The 23,420-nt window shown below is 32.0% G+C and carries 22 protein-coding genes; 12 read left to right on the plus strand and 10 right to left on the minus strand.

Annotated elements, in window-relative coordinates; translation table 11 throughout:
• Positions 1-58 precede the first annotated feature (58 nt).
• The 7 genes from ccoS to C8N27_RS14400 all read left to right on the plus strand — a co-directional run bounded on the left by ccoS (position 59) and on the right by C8N27_RS14400 (position 6,233).
• On the plus strand, positions 59-223 hold the full coding sequence (gene ccoS / locus C8N27_RS14370; protein ID WP_073184498.1) for a cbb3-type cytochrome oxidase assembly protein CcoS: 165 nt from the start codon (positions 59-61) through the stop codon (positions 221-223).
• A gap of 33 nt (positions 224-256) precedes the next feature.
• A complete protein-coding gene (gene ccoN / locus C8N27_RS14375) occupies positions 257-2,458 on the plus strand; it encodes a cytochrome-c oxidase, cbb3-type subunit I (RefSeq protein ID WP_099214086.1) in 2,202 nt (733 codons plus the stop codon).
• A gap of 5 nt (positions 2,459-2,463) precedes the next feature.
• Positions 2,464-2,631, plus strand: a complete 168-nt coding sequence (locus C8N27_RS14380; RefSeq protein WP_099214087.1) for a CcoQ/FixQ family Cbb3-type cytochrome c oxidase assembly chaperone — start codon at positions 2,464-2,466, stop codon at positions 2,629-2,631.
• Positions 2,632-2,645: 14 nt separating this feature from the next.
• The gene (locus tag C8N27_RS14385) at positions 2,646-3,566 is read left to right on the plus strand and encodes a cbb3-type cytochrome c oxidase N-terminal domain-containing protein (RefSeq protein ID WP_099214088.1); all 921 of its coding nucleotides are present in this window, start codon (positions 2,646-2,648) and stop codon (positions 3,564-3,566) included.
• A 31-nt stretch (positions 3,567-3,597) separates the two neighbouring features.
• Positions 3,598-5,019, plus strand: coding sequence for a cytochrome c oxidase accessory protein CcoG (gene ccoG, locus C8N27_RS14390; RefSeq protein ID WP_121148344.1), 1,422 nt, complete (start codon positions 3,598-3,600; stop codon positions 5,017-5,019).
• A 69-nt stretch (positions 5,020-5,088) separates the two neighbouring features.
• On the plus strand, positions 5,089-5,535 hold the full coding sequence (locus C8N27_RS14395; RefSeq protein ID WP_121148347.1) for a FixH family protein: 447 nt from the start codon (positions 5,089-5,091) through the stop codon (positions 5,533-5,535).
• Positions 5,535-6,233: a sulfite exporter TauE/SafE family protein gene (locus tag C8N27_RS14400; protein ID WP_121148349.1), complete on the plus strand. Its 699-nt coding sequence runs from the start codon at positions 5,535-5,537 to the stop codon at positions 6,231-6,233. The genes C8N27_RS14395 and C8N27_RS14400 overlap by 1 nt, the downstream gene beginning before the upstream one ends.
• Before the next feature lie 36 nt (positions 6,234-6,269).
• Here C8N27_RS14400 and C8N27_RS14405 read toward each other — a convergent pair whose 3' ends face one another.
• Complete coding sequence (locus tag C8N27_RS14405; protein WP_121148352.1) at positions 6,270-7,574, minus strand: hypothetical protein; 1,305 nt, start codon at positions 7,572-7,574, stop codon at positions 6,270-6,272.
• Positions 7,575-7,703: 129 nt separating this feature from the next.
• Here C8N27_RS14405 and C8N27_RS14410 point away from each other — a divergent pair, with 129 nt between their 5' ends.
• Positions 7,704-8,540 carry a universal stress protein gene (locus C8N27_RS14410; RefSeq protein WP_099214093.1) on the plus strand — a complete coding sequence of 279 codons (837 nt, stop codon included), beginning with the start codon at positions 7,704-7,706 and terminating at the stop codon, positions 8,538-8,540.
• A 58-nt stretch (positions 8,541-8,598) separates the two neighbouring features.
• Here the strand turns inward: C8N27_RS14410 and C8N27_RS14415 are convergent, their stop codons facing one another.
• The 9 genes from C8N27_RS14415 to C8N27_RS14455 form a co-directional block, all read right to left on the minus strand.
• Positions 8,599-9,303 carry a DUF4369 domain-containing protein gene (locus tag C8N27_RS14415; protein ID WP_121148354.1) on the minus strand — a complete coding sequence of 235 codons (705 nt, stop codon included), beginning with the start codon at positions 9,301-9,303 and terminating at the stop codon, positions 8,599-8,601.
• 40 nt (positions 9,304-9,343) lie between these two features.
• The gene (locus C8N27_RS14420) at positions 9,344-10,651 is read right to left on the minus strand and encodes a DUF819 family protein (RefSeq protein WP_099214095.1); all 1,308 of its coding nucleotides are present in this window, start codon (positions 10,649-10,651) and stop codon (positions 9,344-9,346) included.
• Between the two features lie 42 nt (positions 10,652-10,693).
• A complete protein-coding gene (locus C8N27_RS14425) occupies positions 10,694-11,359 on the minus strand; it encodes a DUF2490 domain-containing protein (protein WP_121148357.1) in 666 nt (221 codons plus the stop codon).
• A 140-nt stretch (positions 11,360-11,499) separates the two neighbouring features.
• Positions 11,500-13,419: a S9 family peptidase gene (locus C8N27_RS14430; RefSeq protein ID WP_121148359.1), complete on the minus strand. Its 1,920-nt coding sequence runs from the start codon at positions 13,417-13,419 to the stop codon at positions 11,500-11,502.
• Positions 13,420-13,463: 44 nt separating this feature from the next.
• Positions 13,464-16,658 carry a WD40/YVTN/BNR-like repeat-containing protein gene (locus C8N27_RS14435; RefSeq protein ID WP_121148362.1) on the minus strand — a complete coding sequence of 1,065 codons (3,195 nt, stop codon included), beginning with the start codon at positions 16,656-16,658 and terminating at the stop codon, positions 13,464-13,466.
• Between the two features lie 96 nt (positions 16,659-16,754).
• Positions 16,755-16,922 (minus strand): type II toxin-antitoxin system antitoxin, encoded by a 168-nt coding sequence (locus C8N27_RS14440; RefSeq protein WP_081728321.1) that lies wholly within the window; start codon positions 16,920-16,922, stop codon positions 16,755-16,757.
• A 138-nt stretch (positions 16,923-17,060) separates the two neighbouring features.
• A complete protein-coding gene (locus C8N27_RS16065) occupies positions 17,061-17,561 on the minus strand; it encodes a hypothetical protein (protein WP_208639324.1) in 501 nt (166 codons plus the stop codon).
• A 1-nt stretch (position 17,562) separates the two neighbouring features.
• Positions 17,563-17,730 carry a DUF4177 domain-containing protein gene (locus C8N27_RS14450; protein ID WP_121148363.1) on the minus strand — a complete coding sequence of 56 codons (168 nt, stop codon included), beginning with the start codon at positions 17,728-17,730 and terminating at the stop codon, positions 17,563-17,565.
• 18 nt (positions 17,731-17,748) lie between these two features.
• Entirely contained in the window at positions 17,749-18,609 is an 861-nt protein-coding gene (locus C8N27_RS14455) for an SPFH domain-containing protein (RefSeq protein WP_099214100.1), read from the minus strand.
• Positions 18,610-18,731: 122 nt separating this feature from the next.
• Between C8N27_RS14455 and C8N27_RS14460 the strand changes: the two genes are divergently transcribed.
• From C8N27_RS14460 to C8N27_RS14475, 4 genes are all read left to right on the plus strand, one after another.
• Entirely contained in the window at positions 18,732-19,520 is a 789-nt protein-coding gene (locus tag C8N27_RS14460; protein ID WP_121148366.1) for a S1/P1 nuclease, read from the plus strand.
• A 128-nt stretch (positions 19,521-19,648) separates the two neighbouring features.
• Positions 19,649-20,161 carry a TlpA disulfide reductase family protein gene (locus C8N27_RS14465; protein WP_121148369.1) on the plus strand — a complete coding sequence of 171 codons (513 nt, stop codon included), beginning with the start codon at positions 19,649-19,651 and terminating at the stop codon, positions 20,159-20,161.
• 6 nt (positions 20,162-20,167) lie between these two features.
• The gene (locus C8N27_RS14470; RefSeq protein WP_121148371.1) at positions 20,168-20,788 is read left to right on the plus strand and encodes a thioredoxin family protein; all 621 of its coding nucleotides are present in this window, start codon (positions 20,168-20,170) and stop codon (positions 20,786-20,788) included.
• Between the two features lie 115 nt (positions 20,789-20,903).
• Complete coding sequence (locus tag C8N27_RS14475) at positions 20,904-23,402, plus strand: M14 family metallopeptidase (RefSeq protein WP_121148374.1); 2,499 nt, start codon at positions 20,904-20,906, stop codon at positions 23,400-23,402.
• Positions 23,403-23,420: the final 18 nt, after the last annotated feature.

Consider the following 23,420-nt stretch of genomic DNA (forward strand, 5'->3'; position numbering starts at 1 on the left):
AGTCATATTTTAAGAAAACCTTCACAGTTACCTTTGAACTATAATTATCAGGCAAGATATGAGCGTTATTTACTTACTACTATCACTAAGTATTTTAGTGGCTATTATTTTCTTTATAGCATTTATTGTTTCAGTAAAAAAAGGGCAGTACGATGACTCGTACACGCCATCAGTTCGCATGTTGTTTGATGATGAACTGGTAAAAGAAGAAACAAAGAACTAACAATTAACAATAGATATTAAATTCAAATAGATTATGGAAATGCAACAATTTTATTACGATAATAAGATCGTAAAAAAATTCATCTACGCAACCTTACTATGGGGAATAGTAGGTTTTTCAGTAGGATTGTTATTGGCTTTTATGTTTTTATTCCCAAATTTAACTGACGGAATTTCGTGGTTAAGTTTTGGGCGTTTAAGACCATTACACACAAATGCAGTAATTTTTGCATTCGTAGGAAATGCCATTTTTGCAGGAGTTTACTACTCACTACAACGATTACTGAAAGCGCGTATGGCGAGTAATTTTTTAAGTAACTTTAACTTTTGGGGATGGCAGTTAATAATTGTTGCAGCAGCCATAACACTTCCGTTAGGGTATACAACTTCAAAAGAATATGCCGAATTAGAATGGCCAATTGATATAGCCATAGCATTAGTTTGGGTAGCTTTTGGAGCTAACATGATTTGGACAATCTTACAAAGAAGACAACGCCATTTATATGTAGCAATTTGGTTCTACTTAGGAACTTTTGTAACCGTAGCAGTATTACACATTTTTAATAGTTTAGAATTACCTGTAAGCTTTATGAAAAGTTATTCAGTATACGCAGGTGTTCAAGATGCATTAGTACAATGGTGGTACGGACATAATGCGGTAGCATTCTTTTTAACGACTCCGTTCTTAGGGTTAATGTACTACTTTGTTCCTAAAGCCGCTAACCGTCCGGTATATTCATATAGATTATCTATTGTACACTTCTGGTCGTTAATTTTCATCTACATCTGGGCAGGGCCTCACCACTTATTATATACATCATTACCAGATTGGGCTCAAAATTTAGGAGTAGCATTCTCTGTAATGTTGATTGCACCATCTTGGGGAGGTATGATCAACGGACTACTAACACTTCGTGGAGCTTGGGATAAAGTAAGAGTAGACCCAGTATTAAAATTCATGGTAGTTGCAATTACAGGTTATGGTATGGCAACGTTTGAAGGACCAATGTTATCATTAAAGAATGTAAATGCAATTGCACACTTTAGTGATTGGATTATTGCTCACGTACACGTAGGAGCCTTAGCATGGAACGGATTCTTAACTTTCGGTATGTTATACTGGTTAGTACCAAGAATGTTTAAAACAAAATTATACTCTACAGCATTAGCAAACTTCCATTTCTGGATAGGTACCTTAGGTATTATCATGTATGCATTACCAATGTATGTAGCAGGATTTGTACAAGCATCAATGTGGAAACAATTCAACCCTGATGGAACCTTAACATACGGTAACTTCTTAGAAACAGTAAATGAAATTATTCCAATGTACTGGATGCGTGCTATCGGAGGAAGTTTATTTATACTAGGAGCATTCGTAATGTTATACAATATTGTTAAAACTGTAAGATCAGGTAGTGAAGTAACAGATGAATTAGCAGAAGCAGCAGCATTAACAAAAGTGTCTAAATATAGAACTTCTAAAGAAGGGTGGCACACTTGGTTAGAAAGAAGACCTGTAAAATTAACAATCTATGCTACAGTAGCAATTTTAATTGGAGGTGTTGTTCAAATTATACCAACTTTATTAGTGAAGTCAAATATTCCAACTATAACAAGCGTACAACCATATACACCTTTAGAATTAGAGGGTAGAGATATTTATATCCGTGAAGGGTGTGTAGGATGTCACTCACAAATGGTTCGTCCATTCAGGTCAGAAGTAGAGCGTTATGGAGAATTTGCAAAAGCAGGAGAGTTTGTATACGATCATCCATTCTTATGGGGTTCTAAACGTACAGGACCAGATTTATTAAGAGTTGGAGGAAAATATAACGACAGCTGGCACTTAAATCACATGTACGATCCGCAAAGTACTTCACCTGGTTCTATCATGCCTTCATATCAATGGTTAGTAAGAGATAAACTAGATAAGAGTGATACAGAAGGAAAAATGAAAGCAATGGTTAGCCTAGGTGTTCCTTATACTGAAGAAGATATAGCTAATGCGCAAGCAAGTATGGAAGAACAAGGGGCTAAAATTCAAGAGAACTTATATGCTGATCCAGATTTTGCAACAAATTATGAAGCAGATAAAAAGTACGCTCAAGAAAACGGACAAACTTTCATTGAAATGAAAGATAGAGAAATCGTAGCCCTAATCGCTTATTTACAACGACTAGGTACCGATATTAAGATTAAAGATGTTGAAGATCAATTAAGCGCTAAAAACTAGAAAGCATGTTAAAGTTTGTAAAAAACCATATGGAAACAATTGCAGGTATTGAAATATACCCAATTATTTCGCTAACTATATTCTTTACATTTTTTGTAGTGTTGTTTTGGTGGGTATTTACGGCCAAAAGAGAGTATATAAGTAGAGTAAGTAAATTACCTTTAGATAATTAGTAAAATTAAACAAGATGAAAAAATATTTTCAATCTATAGTATATATCATTTTTGTTGCAGTTACCTTTTTTGCTATAGTTACTGCGATTAAATCATACGAAAATCCATTTAGTCTATATGAACATCCGTTAGTATGGATAGCAATAGTAGGGCTTGTAACAGTAGTTGTGTTAAAAGAAGCTTTAAATATTGTATCACAACAAAAAGCGGAGCAACTTCAAATGGAAAAAGATGGTATTCAGCCAGAAGAAGTTGATAACTGGGCTTGGGCTAAGAAAATTATAAATAAATGGACAGAAGCTAAAGCCATAGAGGAAGAGGACGAAATTATACTAGATCATAACTATGATGGAATTAAAGAGTTAGATAATAATTTACCGCCATGGTGGCTATATATGTTCTACGCAACAATAATTTTTGCAGCCGTATATTTAGTAAGATACCATGTACTGGGAGCAGATAATCAAGAGATGGAATATGCTCAGGCAGTGGCAGAAGCTAAAAGAGAGTTAGCGGCATTTAAATCAAATTCTAAAGAAGCAGTTATCGATGCCGAAACAGTAACAGTTTTAACAGATGCTGGTGATTTAAGTAGAGGTAAAGCTGTATACAACTTAAACTGTGCTGCATGTCATATTGCAGATGGAGGTGGAGGTATTGGACCAAACTTAACCGATGAATATTGGATTTTAGGAGGAGGTATAAAAAATATCTTTAATACAATTTCTAATGGTGGTAGAGACGGTAAAGGTATGGTAGCTTGGAATAAAACGTTGAAGCCAAAAGATATTCAAAAAGTAGCAAGTTATATTCTCTCTTTACAAGGAACTACTCCTGCAAAACCAAAAGAACCACAAGGAGAGTTATATAAAGAAGAAGGGGCAGCTCCTGCTGTAGCTGAACCTGATGAACAACCAAAAGACAGTATTCAATAAATAGTTACAAATTAGTTTTTAATAGTTGATTATGGAAACACCCAAGAACGAACAATTTAGAGATAGTATTGGTACTATAAATGATGAAGGAAAAAGGGCCTGGGTGTTTCCAAAAAAGCCAAGTGGTAAGTTTTATAAATACCGAAGCTATGTAAGCTATTTTTTATTGGCATTTTTATTACTAGCACCTTTTATTAAAATCAACGGAAATCAGTTTTTACTATTTAATGTTTTAGAACGTAAGTTTAATATTTTCGGATTTCCTTTTTGGCCTCAAGATTTTCACTTAATGGTGATTTCAATGATAATAGGAGTGGTGTTTATCATTCTATTTACTGTTGTATTTGGTCGAATTTTCTGTGGATGGATTTGCCCACAAACCATTTTTTTAGAAATGGTTTTCAGAAAAATTGAATATTTAATAGAAGGAGATAGAGGAAAACAAATTCGTTTAGCTAAACAAGCATGGAATGCTGAAAAAATAAGAAAAAGAATTTTAAAATGGGTAGTCTTTTTTATCATCTCTTTTATTATAGCAAACGTTTTCTTAGCGTATCTAATAGGAAGTGATAAATTAATAAGTTACATAACTGGTAACCCATTAGACCATATTAGTACTTTAATATCATTGCTAATTTTTACAGGGGTTTTCTATTTTATTTTTGCATGGTTTAGAGAACAGGTGTGTATTATAGCTTGTCCTTACGGTAGGCTCCAAGGAGTACTGTTAGATAATAAAACTATTAATGTTGCTTATGACCACGTAAGAGGAGAGGGTAAAACAGGAAGAGGAAAATTTAATAAAAAAGAAGATAGAGCAGCAACTGGAAAAGGAGATTGTATAGATTGTTTTCAATGTGTACATGTATGCCCTACAGGAATCGATATTCGTAATGGTACACAATTAGAATGTGTAAACTGTACCGCCTGTATTGATGAGTGTGATCACATGATGGAAAAGGTAGGCTTACCAAAAGGATTAATCCGTTATGCAAGTGAAGAAAATATTGTTAAGAAAGCACCTTTTAAGTTCACTGCAAGAATGAAAGGATACACAGCAGTATTATTCATTTTAATAGGGATTTTAGTAGGAATGTTGTTTTTAAGAAATGATGTAGAAGCAACAATTTTACGATTACCAGGTCAGTTATACCAACATAAAGAAAATGGGGTTATTAGTAATATTTACACTTTTAAAGTAGTAAATAAAACGACAAAACAGATTGATAATGTGAGTTATAAGTTATTGTCTCATAAAGGAAAAATAGAGACTGTAACGCATCAAGATTTTGAAGTACCAAAACAAGGGTTGGCAGAAGGAACTTTGTTTATAGAGTTACATCAGTCTGAAATGAAAAACGACAAGGAAAAACTAAAAATAGGAGTGTATAGTGGCGATAAACTTATTGAAACAACTACAACCAACTTTTTAGGACCAAGAAGTTATAGATAAACCAGTCTAAAGGTTAGTAGGTTTTAGTAATACTAAAGACAAAAAACCAAAGACAAAAAAATAAATAAAATGAAACTAAACTGGGGCACGGGTATAGTAATAGCAATTATAGGCTTTATAGGCTTTATCATGTATTTTGTAATCACTATGAGTACAGGTAAAAATTATAACCACGATTTGGTAACTGAAAAATATTATCAACAAGAATTAGAATTTCAGAACAAATTAGATGCTACTAAAAATGCGAAAGCATTAAAAGAAAGTATTAAAATAGAAAAAGTAACTGAAGGAATTAAAGTCCATTTTCCAACGGACTTTAATCCTAAAGATATAAAAGGAAAAGTGTTCCTATACAGACCATCTGATAAACAATTGGATTTCGAAATGCCTATTTCGATTTCCGAAACATATTTGCTCGTGCCTGAGAAACGTTTGTTGGGTGGTCGTTGGAACATAACAGTTTCCTGGAACTACAAAAATAAAGATTATTTATTTCAGAAAGAGTTGGTGTATTAATGTTTCTCTCAGCAATTATATTTGGTTTATTAGGAAGCTTCCACTGTATTGGTATGTGTGGTCCTATAGCCTTTATGTTACCTGTAGATAGAACGAATAAAGTAAAGCAGTTTTTTCAAATTACCAGTTATCATTTTGGGCGCTTATTTACTTATAGTTTAATAGGTTTTTTGTTTGGTTTATTAGGAAAAGGGTTTTATTTCTTCGGATTTCAGCAACAACTTTCTATTATTGTTGGAGTATTAATGATTTTGGCAATCCTTGTTCCCAAAACCTTTCAAAAATACAACTTCTCAAATCCAATAAATAAATTGGTAATGAAGGTAAAATCTTCTCTGGGAAAAGAGTTAAAGAAAAAAGGAAACGATACCTTTTTTACAATTGGCTTTTTAAACGGTTTTTTACCTTGTGGCTTAGTATATATGGCAGTTTTTGGAGCACTAACTACAACAAATATGTTGTCAGGAAGCCTATATATGTTTCTATTCGGGTTAGGAACTATACCGTTAATGACAGCAGTAGTTTATGTAGGTAATTTTGCAAATGGCTTGGTGCGAAAAAGAATTAAACAAGCAATACCTTATGTTGTAGTTTTTATTGGAGTATTGTTTATTCTTAGAGGGTTAGGGTTAGGAATACCTTATGTTTCTCCACTCCCTGTAACAGATATTCATAATTCAGTTGAAGGTTGTCATTAATCATAATTAAAAACAGTCTAAATACTTATTTACTAGTTAGTTTTTTTGTTTATTAGTTATGCCAGTACCTTGTGTTATATGGTTTCCTTGATTATCTATTATTACATTTTCTTTTAATGTAAAAGCATCATAAAAACTAAGAATTGTTTTGTTTGGTAAAAAAGTTGCATCCACAGTAACTTTACCATAAGCATCATTTAAAAAAGAATTGTTTTGTTCATTAAAATCCCATAGTTTATTTCCTGTTATAGTATCATATGCCGAAATGGTATAAGGAGTTTCTTTTTTTATGTTGACTTTGTGTCTAATAATAACAACATTATTTGTGTAAGAAATAATTTCAGCATTTAAAAACACAGCTTCTTGTAAAGTAGTAGCTAGTTGTTTCTTTTTTGCTAATAATTTATATCTATGTTCGTTTATGCGTCTTAAATAGTATGTGCTGTTAGTGTATTTGTATTGATCTGTGATTAAATTATCATCTGTATGCAAGTATAATACCTCACCATAGTTAGTTTTTATATAAATACTATTTTTTTGAGCAGAAGAGTAACTTAATTCGGCAATACCTTTTTTTTGATATTTTTCTGGCATCATACGATTTAAATCCTCTTTGTTTTTTATAATCATGGAGCTGTTAACCATGTCAAAAGCTTTTAAATAATCATTAGAAGCTTCAAATAACCACAGGGTATTTTTTGCATTAAAAGTGTGAATACTACTACCAGGAATAACTAATTTTTCAAATAAAACAGTATCTACTTTGGTGGTGTTAAATTTTCTTACAACTAAAAATGAAGAGTCATTGCTTACGGTTTTGTGTTCTTTAATATAGCTACCTTTTATTTTTTGTATACCTATTTCCCAAATTTCATTATTAGGATTATATATACGCTCTTTAAGTACATAAGCACCTCTTTCATTAATGTTTAAAAAAGAATCAATATTTATGAATTTGGGCATAAAGTAGAAGCTAACAACAAGTAGTGTTAAAATAAAATCTCTTTTGGCTAATTGCATGTTTTGTGCTTTAAAATTTAAAAAAGCAGCAACAGCAGAAAATACTCCAAAGTAAAAAATTAGAGCAATAAAAATCACTAAAAGTAAAGGAAGGGCTATATATAAACCATCATTATTTAATACAAAAAAATCAAAAGTCCACCCATTTTGTCCTGGTTTATATGAATAATGTGTACTGGTATATGCTATAGGTCTATTAAAAAAAAGACGATTGGGTATGGTAATAAAGAACTTTAATAAAATACCTAAAATAGAAACGACCATTAAAGAAATAAAGGCACGTACAATAACGCCCACAAATTTAGAAGAGTTTTTATTCATAACAAATGTAAAATTTAAGAAAGCAAATGTATAGAATATATAGTGGTTTATAAAGTGACAAAAATCATAGTTTTACTAATAAAATTTAGGTAACTTTATAGGAAACATTAAACCTAAAAGTAATAAATCATGAAAAAAATTATAGTCCCAGTTGATTTTTCTGAATATTCTGAAAATGCTTTACAAACAGCAGCTTTTTTAGCAAAAAGATCAGATGCTGAGGTATTGGTAGTACATATGCTTGAGTTGTCTAACGCTGTCTTAAGTCAATCAGAAAGTTATTTACAGCAAGAAATGCTGTTTTACTTAAAAATGACTGAGAAGAAATTAGCAGAATTTTTACAGAAAGATTATTTATCAGATATAAAAGTAACCCCAATTATAAAGCACTTTAAAATTTTTAGTGAAATAGATCAGTTGGCAAGAAATGAAGGGGCAGACTTGATAGTTATGGGATCTAAAGGAACTAGTGGTTTAAAAGAAATGTTTATAGGTTCTAATACAGAAAAGGTTATCCGTTACGCACATGTACCTGTATTAGTAATTAAAGAAGAGCCAATAGTAAAACAAATAGAAAAGGTATTGTTTGCTTGCGATTTTTCTGATGACGATGTGAAACCATATAAAGAAGCAAAAGAATTTCTTAAGAAATTTAATGCAGAAATAGAACTAGTGTATGTGAGTACTCCAACCTCTAAATTTAAAAGTACAAAAGAGTTAGAAGAAAGAATGAAGCGTTTTTTCAATCAAACTAATGAAAGTTATGAAGAATGCGCACAGAAAGTAAAAATTATTTCTGATTACACTGTAGAAAAAGGAGTGTTTTACTACGCCAATAAAATAAACTCAGATGCCTTAATGGTAGCTACACATGGTAGAAAAGGAGTAGCACACTTTTTTGAAGGAAGCATTTCAGAAGATATTGCTAATCATAGTAAATTACCAGTGCTGTCTTTTAAAATTTAATGCACAGAAAAAAAAGCTCATTCAAATTGAATGAGCTTTTTTTTATAAGAGGAAAATTTTACTTTTCTTCTTTGGCTTTTATATCATCTACAAATTTTTGTAAACGTTTACCATATTCAGAGCTTTTAACTTTATCTGTTAAACTATTATTAATAGTATCTAAAAGTTGAATGTTAGCATCATATAATTCAGATAATGCAATATATGGTGCAGCTTCACTATCAGCGTTTGCAATGGCAAAGTTTGTAGAGAATAGGTAACGACGACGGATCATTTTTTTGTAATCAGCTTCTACCTGCTCTAATTGTACTTCATCCTGAGCTTGACGAGCTTCAACTTCTTTTTTAACAAAGTCTAAACGTTGATCTATAAATCGTTGGTTTATTTTACGGTATTCATCCATTACCTCTTGGTTTTTAGAACCTTTAATTTCAGGCTTAAAACCAAATTCTTCAATTTTATCGTTTATAGTAATTTCACCTTCTTCACCAAAAAACATTATGTGTTTGTCTGTGGTATTACCATCAAAAGTTAAGTAATATATTACAGGAGATTCAACATTATCTGTTAGTATAAATTTATCATCACCTAACAACGCCATAGAATCAACAGATACTAATAATGTATCCTTCATTTTTTGAAGGTATAAAGTACCTTTTTTTAATCCTTTAATTTGACCTTTAACAACCATGTTCCCTTCTTTTTTAGAGGAACAAGCAAAAGCAACAAGTGCAATTGCGAAAAGAGCAATAATTTTCTTCATTGAATTCAAAATTTGTCTGTTGCAAATATGCAGATTTCTCCTAAACTTTTGAGGCTATTTCCATTAAAATTGTACATAGGATTGCACCTACAGTACCGATAGCGTATCCAAAAACGGCTAATAAAACACCTACAGTAGCTAAAGAAGGGTGAAAAGCTTGTGCTACAATTGGAGCAGAAGCAGCTCCTCCTACATTTGCTTGACTTCCTACAGCTAGGAAGAAATATGGAGCACGAATTAATTTAGCTACTAATATTAATAACCCAGCATGAATAGCCATCCATACTAAACCAATAAAAATTAAATTGAAATTATCAAAAATTAGCGTTAAGTCCATTTTCATACCAATAGTTGCTACTAAAACATAAATAAAAATACTTCCTATTTTACTAGCACCAGCACCTTCGTAATTTTTAGCTTTAGTAAAAGATAAAACAACAGCAGCAATTGTTGATATACTAATTAACCAGAAGAAATTTGAACCTAAGAAAGAGAAAATGTTTCTCATAGTTTGAGACTCCATACTCGCTGTTAAAGAAGCAAAAACATCACTTAAATATGCTCCGGCAAAATGGCCAAAACCAACAGTTCCAAAGGCAATAGCAAGCATAATTATAAAATCGGTTAAAGTTGGATTTCTTTTAACACTCTGAGTAAAGTTAGAAACTCTTTGTTTTAAATCTTCAATAGCAGAGGTATCAGCTTTTAACCATTTGTCTATTTTGTCTTTTTTACCAATTCCAATTAAAATGATTGCCATCCAAATATTAGCTACTACAATATCAACAAATACCATTCCTCCATATTTAGCAGGATTGTATTGGTAAATTTCCAACATAGCAGTTTGGTTAGCTCCACCACCAATCCAGCTACCAGCTAAGGTAGAAAGTCCTCTCCAAACAGCATCAAAACCTGCACCGCCAACTGTTTCTGGTGAAACAGAAGATATTAATAAAATAGCTATTGGCCCTCCAATTACAATTCCTATAGTACCTGTAAAAAACATGATTAATGCTTTAGAACCTAAGTTAAAAATAGCTTTTAAATCGATACTTAAAGTCATTAAAACTAAGGCAGCAGGCAATAAAAATCTACTAGAAACATAGTATAGTTGTGATTTGTTTTTTACGACTTCGCCAGCAGCACTAGTAGTTTCCCATTCAGGAGAAATAATACCAAGTGTTGTAAAAATAGCAGGGATAAAATAAGCCATAAATAACCCTGGGACTATTTTGTAAAACTTAGGCCAAAACCCTGAAGTTTTTGATTCTGTATAAAATACAAAACCTAACGAAATCATTAAAATACCAAATACGATTGCATCGTTTGTAAAAAGAGGTGCTTCCATTTAAAAATAATTTGTCGCTAAAGTATGAAATAATAGTTAGTTCTATTTTCTATGATCTGTGCTGATTGCAACTCCTAATTGAATTCTATTAAAGTTGCCAACCTCATTTAGATTTATCAGTTGATATCCTGCTTGAAGCTTAACTATGTCAGATACTTTGTATTTAAAACCAGCTCCAAACCAGTTTTGATTATAGGATTCACCCTTAAAATCTAAAAAAGTTTCATTATACAAATATGTAGACCATTTTTTATCGATAGGATGACTTAAAGCTAATTGATATCGGAAAAAATTACCAGTTGTTGATTCAAAAAAACGTTGTTCTCCTCTAAAACGATGTGCTAAATTTAAGCTAGCTATTTTATGCTTTACATTTAGGTCTTCATAAATTCGATGTTCGTTAAAATCGCCCGCGTCAATACCAAAAGTTCTATCTGTATTTAAGAAAGCATATCCTACGGTAGCGCTTAAAGTTTTGTTGAATTTATAATTACCACCTAAACGTCCAATGAATTGCTGTATATCGTCTCCAATTTCAAAAAAACGGAAATGCGCCATGCTTTTTAAACTAAACTTCTCAGAAATTTGATGAGATCCGTTGTACATATACCATACACCTAATTCTTTTGTTGGGTCTGGGGCTACTGATTGTTGAGCGAAATTGTTTAATGAAAATAAAGTGATAATTAATAAAGTTAACTTTTTCATAATTGTTAAAGTGGTTGTTTGTTATATTAAAAATCCCCTACATATGCGGTATATGTAGGAGATTCAATTGTTATATGAGCAAAAATAAAAACCAGAGTTTTCTTAAGAAAAATTAGAATGTTAAAATTGCGCCAACTTGTTTATAATTCATCATTTTTAATAGGTTCCTCTTTTTTTAGATAAGTATCTAAAAATTGTAAAATTCTACTATTAGCTTCTATTTGATTTTCCTTTTTAACAAAACCATGTCCTTCATCATCAAAAAGAACATATTCTACAGGAACACCATTTTTCTTAACTCCAGCTACAATTTCGTCTGACTCTACTTGTAAAACTCTTGGATCTTTAGCTCCTTGTAATACCATTAATGGTTTGGTTACTTTATCTGTATGAAATAAAGGAGAAATTCTTTTCAATCTTACCGAGTCTGCAGAGTGTGGATCACCTAACTCTTTGTATAAAGCTTCTCTAAAAGACTCCCACCAAGAAGGAATGCTTTTTAAGGTGCGCATCCAGTTCGTAACTCCGTAAATGTTTACTCCAACAGCAAATTCTTCAGGAGCATATGTTAAAGCTGCCATTGTCATATAACCTCCGTAAGACCCTCCTATGATTCCTATTTTTTCAGCGTCTATTTCTGGTTGTTTTGCTAACCAATTTTTACCCTCTACACAATCTTGCAAATCTTTTTCTCCGTGGTTTAAATCATCCATAGTAAAAAAGGTTTTACCATATCCGCTACTACCACGATTATTAACAGCCAAAACAGCATATCCGTGGTTTACTAAATATTGAATTCTTGAACTAAAGTTTTGACGTGATTGCCCTCCAGGACCTCCGTGAACCCAAACCAAAGCAGGCACTTTAGTATCTTCTGAAGCTTGATGTGGCAAGTAGTAGATTGCAGGAATAGTTACTCCATCAAAAGAAGGGTAACGAATTACTTTCGCTTTTACTAAATCTTCGGGGTTAATTTCTTTATTTAATACATCAGTTAGTTGTGTTTGCTTTTTTGTTTTTAAGTCATACACATATAAGTTAGAAGGAGTGTTAGAGCCACCAGCATAAAAACGCATCATGCTTTCATCTCTAGAAAAACCAACACTAGTAATGCTTTTTCCGTTAACATTAGGTAGTTCTATGTTTTTACCAGCTTTAACATCATAAACTTCAATTACATTCTTAGCATCTTCATTAATATATGTTACTCTGTAGCTACCATTATTGGTAAAGTAACTTCCAGAAATATCCCAGTCTTTAGCTAATACTTTTTCTGTTTCGTTGGTATTAATAGTATATTTCATTAAGGTAGCAAATTCACCTTCCGCATCTGTTGTATAGTAAAACTCAGTATCATCAATAGAAAAATCAGCTGCTGAATTACCACTTAATCTTAGGTTAATTTTAGTGATTACTTTGGTGGTTCTGTCAAACAAAAACAAATCACTATCGTTGGTGTTAACTGTTTTGCTTAGTGCTAACATATTTTTGTTGTTTGATATAGCCGAAACGTTATAACCTTCTTTGTTTTCATAAATCATTTTAGGAGTAAAAGTTTCAAGATCCATTTCGTAGAGGTCCATAAAGCGATTGTCTCTTTTGTTTGAAGTAAAAAAGAAACTTTTTTCATCTTTAGCCCACCCAAAAAAGCTAGCTCTAGCTCCTTTGGTTGGTGTTAAATCTTTAATGTAACCATTAAGTTCTCTTAAAAAGATGTGGTAAATTTCATCACCATTATTATCCATTCTAAACAGCATTCTTTCATCTTTTGGAAAATAAGAGGTTGCAAAAACTGAAGAGCTATCTGATTTTGTAATAGGCTCTAACTCACCACCAGAAGTTGAAACAGTGTACATGTTATAAATTCCTGAACGATTACTAGTTACTAGTAATTTAGAGTTATCAGGAGAAAAACTTCCTCCAAAAACATTTTCGTTATCCATCATTTGCTCAATAGAGTATTTTTTGAGTGTTATGATGGCTTTGTCAGAATCTTTTTTATCCATTTTACAGGCAACTACCGAAAAGGCAATGGCAAGTAGTAAGAAATGTTTTTTCATAAGTGTATGTTTGGGTTATTAATTTTTGTTTTTAGTAAGCTTTTTTATTCTAAACTAAATTGCTTGGTTTCTTTAAAAGGAGACAAGTCTATTTTCTCAACTTCAATCTTATATTCTTTCCAATCTTTATCAAAGAAAGCATTGGTTTTTTCTAGTGCTGGTTTTAATGCTTCTTTAAATTGAATAATTAATTGTTTTTCTGTAGAAGTTTGTTCTCCAAATCTACTATTAACGTATCTGTTAGCTATTCCTAAACGTTGCGTAACATTCATTTCTGGGTTTCGTGTAATCCCCTGTCTTTTGTCTACTTTTCCTAAATAAACAGCTAAAAGTGTATCTATTTTCTTAACAATATTTTTAGAGCCTTTAATTGATTCTTTATAAAGTTTTTTATCTTTTTTAGATAGTTTTTGATTGAAGCTGTTGGCTATATTTTTACTTTCAACTAACTGTTTTACCACATCAGCTATAATTTTTTGTTGAGACTCTAAGTCTTTGGCTGTTGCATATTTTTGATCGATTGCGTTTTGAGAAATACGAAGTCTAGGATCAAACTTTACAGTAATATTTTTTTCTGATGTTTGGTTACCAAACGTAGCTTTTATTCTGTAAGTACCAGGTTTTACTTGTACACCCCTAGGTTCTCTTTTTTGTTTTCTGATTGTTCTTGAAGGTCGAGGAACACCTTTTTCACTCATAAACCAAACACCTTTGTGAATTCCATTTTCTTTAGGAGTTTTTCTTTTAAAAGTTCGAATAAGCCTGTTACCATCAAAAACTTCAAATTTGATAGAATCCCATTTTACAGTATTTTCATCCTCCTTTTTTAGTGGTTTCTTATCTTTTTCATCAGGTTTTTTTGTTGATTTTGGTTTATTCACATAAAACTGAACCAAAGCACCACGACCTCTGTTAGTTCCATTAAACATAGCATCAGCACCAAATCGGCTACCAGTGGGTTGTTGGTATGCTGCTTGATATGCTGTTGGTGGTGTGAATAACTCAATATTTTTGGTAAGAATATTTTTGTCTTTAGCTAAAGCTCTTAATGGACGAATATCATCTAATACCCATGCTGCTCTACCAAAAGTACCAATAACTAAATCGTGTTCTCTTGGGTGAATTACTAAATCTTTTACAGGAACTGTAGGGAAACCTTCCGTCCATTTAGTCCATTTTTTTCCTGCATCAATAGAAATATACAAGCCATCATCAGTTCCCAAGAAAAGTAAAATTGGCTCAATTGGGTCTTCAATAATACATTGTGTAAAGCTTTTTACGTCATTTTCATCAACAATACGTTCCCAAGTTGTTCCATAATCTTTAGTTCTGTAAGCATAAGGTTTATAGTTAAAACGACGATAATCGTTAGCAACTAGTAAAGCTTCTCCTTTATTTTTGTTAGATGCTTTTATTTGCGTAATCCAACTGTTTTCTGGTAATCCTTTTAGGTTTTTGGCAACATTTGTCCAAGTTGTACCTCCATTTTTAGTAATATGTACTTGTCCATCATCAGTAGCAGCCCACAACATATCTTTTTCAGTAGGAGAGGGTTCAATTACTAAAACAGTACAGTGGTTTTCTGCACCAGTAGCATCCATGGTTAACCCACCACTTTCAGATTGTTTGAGTTTACTTTTATCATTTGTAGTTAAGTCTGGAGAAATTACCTTCCATGTTAACCCTTTATCAGTTGATTTATGTACAAACTGACTTCCAAAATATAGTGTAGAATTATCAAAAGGATCAATATTAATAGCAGCATTCCAATTGAAGCGTAGTTTTATATCAGCATCAGGATGTGTTGGACGAACGGTATAGTTATTACCTGTTTTATAATCGTAACGAGATACATATCCTTGTTGACTCATAGACCAGCCATAACGCGAGTCGTCTTTATCAGGAATAACATCAAAACCATCTCCAAAGCTAATCTCTTGCCAATAAGAATTTCGTATTCCTTGTGCTTTCCATACATAAGCTGGTCCTCTCCAAGAACCATTATCTTGCATACCGCCATACACATTATATGGAAACTCATTATCTACATTAATATGATAAAATTGAGCTACTGGTAAATTACCAATAAAACGCCAAGTTTTACCACCGTCTTTGGTAACATTCATTCCTCCATCATTTCCATCAATCATAAACTTTCCATTTTTTGAGTGAATCCACCAAGCATGATGGTCTGGGTGAATACCGTTATCAACTCCATATGCAGGCATGAGTTGTTTAAAGTTCTTTCCTCCATCAATAGAAACATTTATGTACGTAAAAACAGTATATAACTTATGTTCGTTTTGAGGATCTACATAAATTTCTGAATAGTAAAAAGGTCTATTTCCAATGCCTTTTTTATCATTAATCTTTTTCCAAGAAAAACCACCATCTTCACTTTTATATAAAGCATTTTTTTTTGCTTCAACAAGAGCATACACAGTATTTGGATTCGAAGGAGCGATTGCTACGCCAATTCTACCTAGTTCGCCTTTAGGGAAGCCTTCTTTTTCGGTAATTTTCTTCCAGTTATCGCCACCGTCATGGGTAATGTATAAACCGCTTCCTTCATCTCCAGATTTAAAAAACCAAGGATCTCGTTTGTGTTCCCACATAGCTGCTATTAGTTTATTAGGATTGGATGGATCCATAATTAAATCAGCAGCACCAGTTTTGTTATTGTTGAATAAAATTTGTTTCCAAGTTTTACCACCGTCGGTAGTTTTATATACACCACGTTCTTTATGTTCTCCCCAAGGAGATCCGATAGCACCTACGTATACAACATCCGGATTGTTTGGGTGTATAACTACACGGTGTATGTGACGTGTTTTTTCTAATCCCATTGATTTCCATGATCTACCACCATCAAGAGATTTAAAAATTCCATAACCACCATTTAAACTATTACGAGGATTTCCTTCACCAGTTCCTGCCCAAATTACACTAGGATTGGATTGTTGTATGGCTAAAGCACCAATAGAAGCAGTTACTTCTTTATCAAAAATGGGTTCCCATTTAATACCTCCTGAAGTAGATTTCCATATACCTCCTGAAGCTGTACCAACAAACATAATATCAGGGTTAGATTCTACAACATCAATGGCTGTTACACGTCCGCTCATTCCACCAGGACCAATATTTCTTGGTTTCATGTTTTTGACTAAATCCATTGAGAATTCTTGAGAAAAAGCAGCACAAGAGAAGGTTATAAATAGGAGATAAAAAAGTTTTTTCATAATAGTTAGTTGCTTGTAATTTAAGTTTGTACAATGTACAAAATAGAAAACGCCCAATAAAATTGGACGTTTTTTTTAACAAGTTCTTAAGATTTGTTATTCTTCTTCTTTCTTTTTAGGTTCTCTTTTGGCTTCTTTAAGTGCTTGCATAAGCATCCATTCAATCTGCCCATTGGTAGATCGAAATTCATCTGAAGCCCATTTTTCAATGGCTTTTAACATATCTTCATTAATGCGGAGTGCAAAAGCTTTCTTCTTTGCCATGTTGTGTTTTATAATAGTGTTTTTTTGAAACGCTAAAATGGTTGCAAAAATACAATTTCAAATTTCTTTTAATTTACAGTAAAGACATTATAAAGGTTAAAATATATACTATTGTAATAGTTATTACTTGTATCATTATTAGTTGATTTTGTATTGATAGTTTTCTAATACATGTTTAGCTTCTTGTTCTTTTTTTGTTCCTATCAATAACTTTTTTCCGTTTTTAAGTTCTAGTTGAATACCAATGGTTCCTGAAATGTTAATAGCAGTTCCTTTTTTTCTATTCCAAAGTAAACCGCTTTTGAATCCCCAGCCGCCATATTCGCCAATAGGATCATAGGTTCTGATATATGCTTTATTAATTTCAGACCAAGCTATTTTTTTAAAAGAAAAGTGAAAAGGAAAAAATTGATAATGAATTCCATATTCATCAATTCTTGTCGTTAGTTTAAAAATAAAGATAAAAGCAAAAGAAGCAACAATTCCAAGAAGAACAAATATAAACTCAGTAGAACTCATTGTTGAATTTTGTTGTGTATATTCTTTAATGATAAGTGTAACAGGTACAATTAGGCATAGTGCTAATAACACTAACAGCCATAGTTGAGTAAATTGTTGTTCTTCTTTAAAAACTTTCATTTTATCGGTTTTTATCTCTTTCTAAAATGACTTCAATATTACCGTCACTTACTTGGTATGTACTAGCAACTCGCCAACCTTGTTTCGCATAATTGTTAATTTCATCTTCAAACTTTTGTCTTCCGTTAGACCAACTAAATTTTCTATGTATAATTTTATATTCTTTCATTAGTAAGTAATAGTTTTTTTAATGATTTAAAGTTCCTGCATTTACTACTGGAGAAGCTTCTTTATCTCCACATAAAATAACCAATAAATTGCTAACCATAGCAGCTTTACGTTCTTCATCTAAATCAACAATCTCTTTTTTGTTTAATTCCTCTAAAGCCATATCAACCATATCAACTGCACCTTGTACAATTTTATGACGAGCTGCAACGATGGCTGTAGCTTGTTGGCGTTTTAACATTGCACTTGCTATTTCTTGTGCATAGGCTAAATAACCAATTCGTGCTTCTAAAACCTCAATACCTGCAATAGCTAATCGTTCTTCTAACTCTTTTTCTAATGCTTCACTTACTTCGTTTACACTAGAGCGTAGTGTAATATCTTCTTCGTGTCCCTCATCAGCAAAATTGTCATATGGATACATACTAGCTAGTTTTCGTACAGCAGCATCTGTTTGTACACGAACAAAATTCTCATAATTATCAACATCAAAAGCAGCTTTATAGGTTTCTGTAACTCTCCAAACTAAAATGGTACTTATCATTACTGGGTTTCCTAGTTTATCGTTAACCTTTAAACGCTCACTATCAAAATTACTAGCCCTTAACGAAACAGTTTTCTTTTTGTATAATGGATTAGCCCAGTATAAACCATTTTGTTTCACAGTACCTACATATTTACCGAAGAATAATAGAACTTTTGAAGAATTAGGGTTCACTAAAATGAAACCTAACGCCAAAATAAATGCTAATACTGAAATTAATATAAAAATTGGGTTTTCGTTTTTTACTGTTAAAGCGATTCCGCCAATAAAAAGAATAAGTACAATAAAAAACATTACGTACCCATTTGCTGGTTTGATGATTTTTTCTGCTTTCATGTTTGTTTTATTTAAAGTGATATTAAAATGATATCATAAAGATATAAATTAAATTTTGTTAAATCCAAATTTTTGATGATTATATTTTATAATTTAGCTTCCGATTATAATTTAAACCGTTCATGAAGACAAAATTTTTAATAGTACTAGCTGCATTGTTAGTGAGTATTTCGTCAATAGCCAACAACGAAGATGTTTGGGGACCAACAGGTCATAGAGCTACTGGAAAAATTGCAGAAAAACATTTGACTAAAAAAGCTAGAAAGAAAATTGAAAAATTACTACAAGGTGAGAGCTTAGCGTTTGTATCTACTTATGCAGATGAAATAAAGTCTGATAGAAAGAAATATGGTAAGTTTTATACTTGGCACTATGTAAATATGCCATTAGATGCTCGTTACGAAGAAACAGAGAAAAATCCGAAAGGAGATATGATTACTGGTATAGAGCAATGTGTAAAAGTGTTAAAGGATGAAAATAGTTCAATTGAAGACAAACGTTTTTACTTAAAAATGTTAGTGCACTTAGTAGGTGATTTACATCAACCTATGCATGTTGGACAAAAAGAAGATTTAGGAGGTAATAAAATTCAGGTTCAATGGCATGGAAAAGGGTCTAATTTACACAGAGTTTGGGATGAAAACTTGATTAATAAGTGGGATATGAGTTATGTTGAATTAGCTGATAATGCAAGAGATTTATCTAAAGAGCAAATCAAAGTAATTCAAAAAGGAACTGTTGTAGATTGGTTACATGATACACACAAAATTACTAAAGAGGTGTACAAGTCTGCTGAAGTAGGAGAAAACTTACGTTACCGTTATTCGTATGTGTATTTTCCTGTAGTTAGAGAACAGTTACAAAAAGGAGGTTTACGTTTAGCTAAATTACTGAATGAAATTTTTTGTTAGTAGAACAAATAAACGATAATAAGAAGAGCTCGGAAATTGTATTTCCGAGCTTTTTTCTTGTTAATATTTAGTTAATTCTATCTTTTTAATGTGATAAACAGTTAATTTTGAGAGAAATCGTTTTAAAAATGTTTAGAAGTAAATTCTTACTAATAATTATAGTAATTGCTCTTTTTAGTGGAAAAATAACTAAAGCTCAAGTTAAAAACATACCTAAAACCATTAAGATAAACACGTTAAATTACGAAGAGTTAAAACCATTTTTACATAAAAATAATGATAAAACTTATGTGGTTAATTTTTGGGCTACATGGTGTATGCCTTGTGTAAAAGAGCTGCCCGCTTTTGAACAACTTTATAAGGAATATAAAAATAAAGATGTTGAGGTTATTTTGGTAAGTCTAGATTTTTCTAAACAAATAAAAACAAACCTTATACCATTTATACAAAAGAAAAAACTACAATCTAAAATACTTCATTTTGAAGATTCAAATGAGCAATTTTGGATACCAGATATTGCTAAAAATTGGTCTGGAGCTATACCAGCTACGTTAATTTACAATTCTAACAAAAGAAAATTTTACGAACGAACTTTTAGCTATAAAGAGTTACAAAACGAATTACAAACCTTTTTAAACTAAATAATTATGAAGACATTTAAAATAATACTAATGTTATTGGTAGTTGCTACAATTTCAGCATTTACTAATGATACTTCTAGAGGTTATAAAATAGGAGATGAAGCTTCAGACTTTGCATTAAAAAATATTGATGGTAAGATGGTTTCTTTGGCAGATTATAAAGAAGCAAAAGGGTTTATAGTTGTGTTTACTTGTAATATGTGTCCATATTCTGTAGCTAATGAAGATAGATTAATTGCTCTAGATAAAAAGTATAAACAAAAAGGATTTCCTGTAATAGCTATCAATCCGAACGACCCAGAAGTATCGAAAGGAGATAGTTTTGAAGCAATGAAAGTGCGTGCTAAAGAAAAAGGGTTTACATTTCCTTATTTGTTTGATGAAGGACAGAAAGTATATCCTAAATATGGAGCAACAAGAACCCCTCATGTATATATTTTAAATAAAAAGAAAGGCAGATTAATTGTTGAATATATAGGCGCTATTGATGATAATTCTCGTGATGAAAGCAAGGTAAAAGAACGTTTTGTTGAGAATGCTGTAGAAGCTTTGTTAAAAGGAGAAAAACCCACAAAAACGGATACAAGAGCAATAGGTTGTTCTATAAAAGATAAAAGAAACAGATAATTAAATAGATAAAGATTAAAAATTGATAAATCCCGCGGTTTATGCGGGATTTTGTCTATTAGTGCTATTTACTGCCTAATTTTATAATCAATCGTAAAATGAAACCAAGAAAATAATGAAGAAATTATTACTATCACTACTATTTATCAGTGCTACATTAACAGCTCAAACTGTCGATTTGAGTTATTATTTACCAAAAGGTATTTCATATAACCAAAGTATTCCGACTCCAAAATCTGTTTTAGGACATGAAGTAGGAGAGTGGCATGTAACACATGATAAGTTGGTAGAGTATATGAAGGCGCTAGCCAAAGCTTCTGATAGAGTGATGCTTGAAAATAGAGGAACAACTTATGAAGGAAGACCTTTAGTATTGCTAACAATTACTTCCTCTAAAAATCATCAAAATTTAGAAGCAATACGAGAAAATCATATAAAAGCAACGAACAATGCTTCTGTTGATGTTTCTAATAGCCCAATTGTGGTATATCAAGGTTTTTCTATTCATGGAAACGAAGCAAGTGGTTCAAATGCAGCGTTGGTAGCAGCCTATTATTTAGCAGCAGCAGAAGGACAGAAAATAGAGGAGCTACTAAATAATTCAGTTATTCTTTTTGATCCAGCAATGAATCCTGACGGGTTACAACGTTTTGCATATTGGACAAATACAAACAAGGCAAATAATATCAATCCTGATCCGAATGATAGAGAATATCACGAAGTTTGGCCAGGGGGAAGAACTAATCACTATTGGTTTGATATGAACCGTGATTGGTTACCTGTGCAATTACCAGAGAGTAGAGCACGAATTAAAACTTTCCATAAATGGTTACCAAATATTTTGACCGATCATCATGAAATGGGTACGAATTCAACCTTCTTTTTTCAGCCAGGAATTCCTAGCAGAACAAATCCGTTAACTCCAAAAATGAATCAAGAGTTAACAAAAGAAATAGCAACCTATCATGCAAAAGCATTCGATAAAATAGGGTCAACATATTATTCAGAAGAAAGTTTTGATGATTTTTACTACGGAAAAGGATCAACCTTCCCAGATATTAATGGAGGTATCGGAATTTTGTTTGAACAAGGAAGCTCCCGTGGACATGCGCAAGAAAGTGAGAACGGAGTATTAACGTTTCAGTTTACCATTCGAAATCAGTTTACAGCAGCATTGTCAACTTTGGAAGCAGCTAAAAATATGCGAACTAAAATCTTACAGTATCAACAAGATTTTTATAAAAATTCAAGAAGCTCAGAAACAAACAAAGCGATAGTATTTGGTGATGAAAAAGACGCAACGAAAACAAATCACTTAGCTGAGGTTTTACAACGTCATCAAATAAAACTCCATGAGTTAAAAGAAGATTTTACATCGAATGGAAAACGCTTCAAAAAAGGGTATAGCTATGTCGTGCCTATGAATCAGAAAAATCATCGATTGGTAAAAGCAATGTTTGATGTGCGAACTACATTTAAAGATAGCTTGTTTTATGATGTATCCGCTTGGACCTTTAATTATGCATTTGGAGTTGATTTTGCGGATAATGTTTCATTATCGAAAGCAGGAGTTGAGGTGACTAAATTGCAACCTAAGAAAGGGAGAATTCAACAAAAAAGTAGTGTGGGATATTTATTTCCTTGGAATGAATATAACACTCCTAAAGCTTTAAATTCTATTTTAGAAAAAGGATTACGAGCGAAAGTAGCGATGAAAAAATTTACAAACGACGGCAATTCATACGATTATGGAACCATTTTTATCCCTGCTCAAAATCAAGAGTTAAACGGAAATGAGTTGTTCGATTTCTTAGGAAAAATAGCGAATGAAAACCATATTGAAATTAAAGGAGTATCTACAGGGTTGAATGAAGGAATTGATTTAGGAAGTAGAAATTTTGAAGCTGTAAAAAGGCAAAAAGTAGCGATGTTGGTAGGAAATGGAGTAACAAGTTACGATGCAGGAGAAATTTGGCATTTGTTAGACCAACGTTACGATATGAAACTAACAAAGTTAGATACACAGTACGCTACAAGAGTAAACCTTGATAAGTATACAACGATTATTGTTCCAAATAGTCGCTCTATTGATAAGAACTTAGTAGAGAAACTAAAAGTATGGGTTCGTAATGGAGGAGTGTTAATTGGATATAGAAATACAGTAAATTGGTTATATAGCAGAGGGTTTGTTAATGTAAAATTTAATAAAACTAAAATAGATTCTATAAAAGATGTATCATTTGAAAACCGTTCGTTACAATCAGGAGCACAAGTAATTGGAGGAGCGATTTTTGAAGCAAAGATTGACCGTTCACATCCAATCAATTTTGGATATAAAAACGATAAGATAGCTTTGTTTAGAAATACAAAGCAATTTATACAAGCAGATACGAAGAGTTATAACAACCCAATTCAGTATACCAAAAATCCGTTATTGAGTGGTTATATTTCAAAAGAGAACTTAAAGGAATTGAAAAACACCGTTCCGTTTAAAGCAGGACGCTTAGGTAGTGGAAGAGTAATCGTTTTTACAGACAATACTAATTTTAGAGGTTTTTGGTTTGGAACCAATAAACTATTGATGAATGCCATTTTTTTTGGAAAGTTGATGTAGAAAGAAGTTTAAGTGTAA

The sequence above is a fragment of the Tenacibaculum discolor genome, from assembly GCF_003664185.1.
In the GTDB taxonomy this organism is placed as follows: domain Bacteria; phylum Bacteroidota; class Bacteroidia; order Flavobacteriales; family Flavobacteriaceae; genus Polaribacter; species Polaribacter discolor.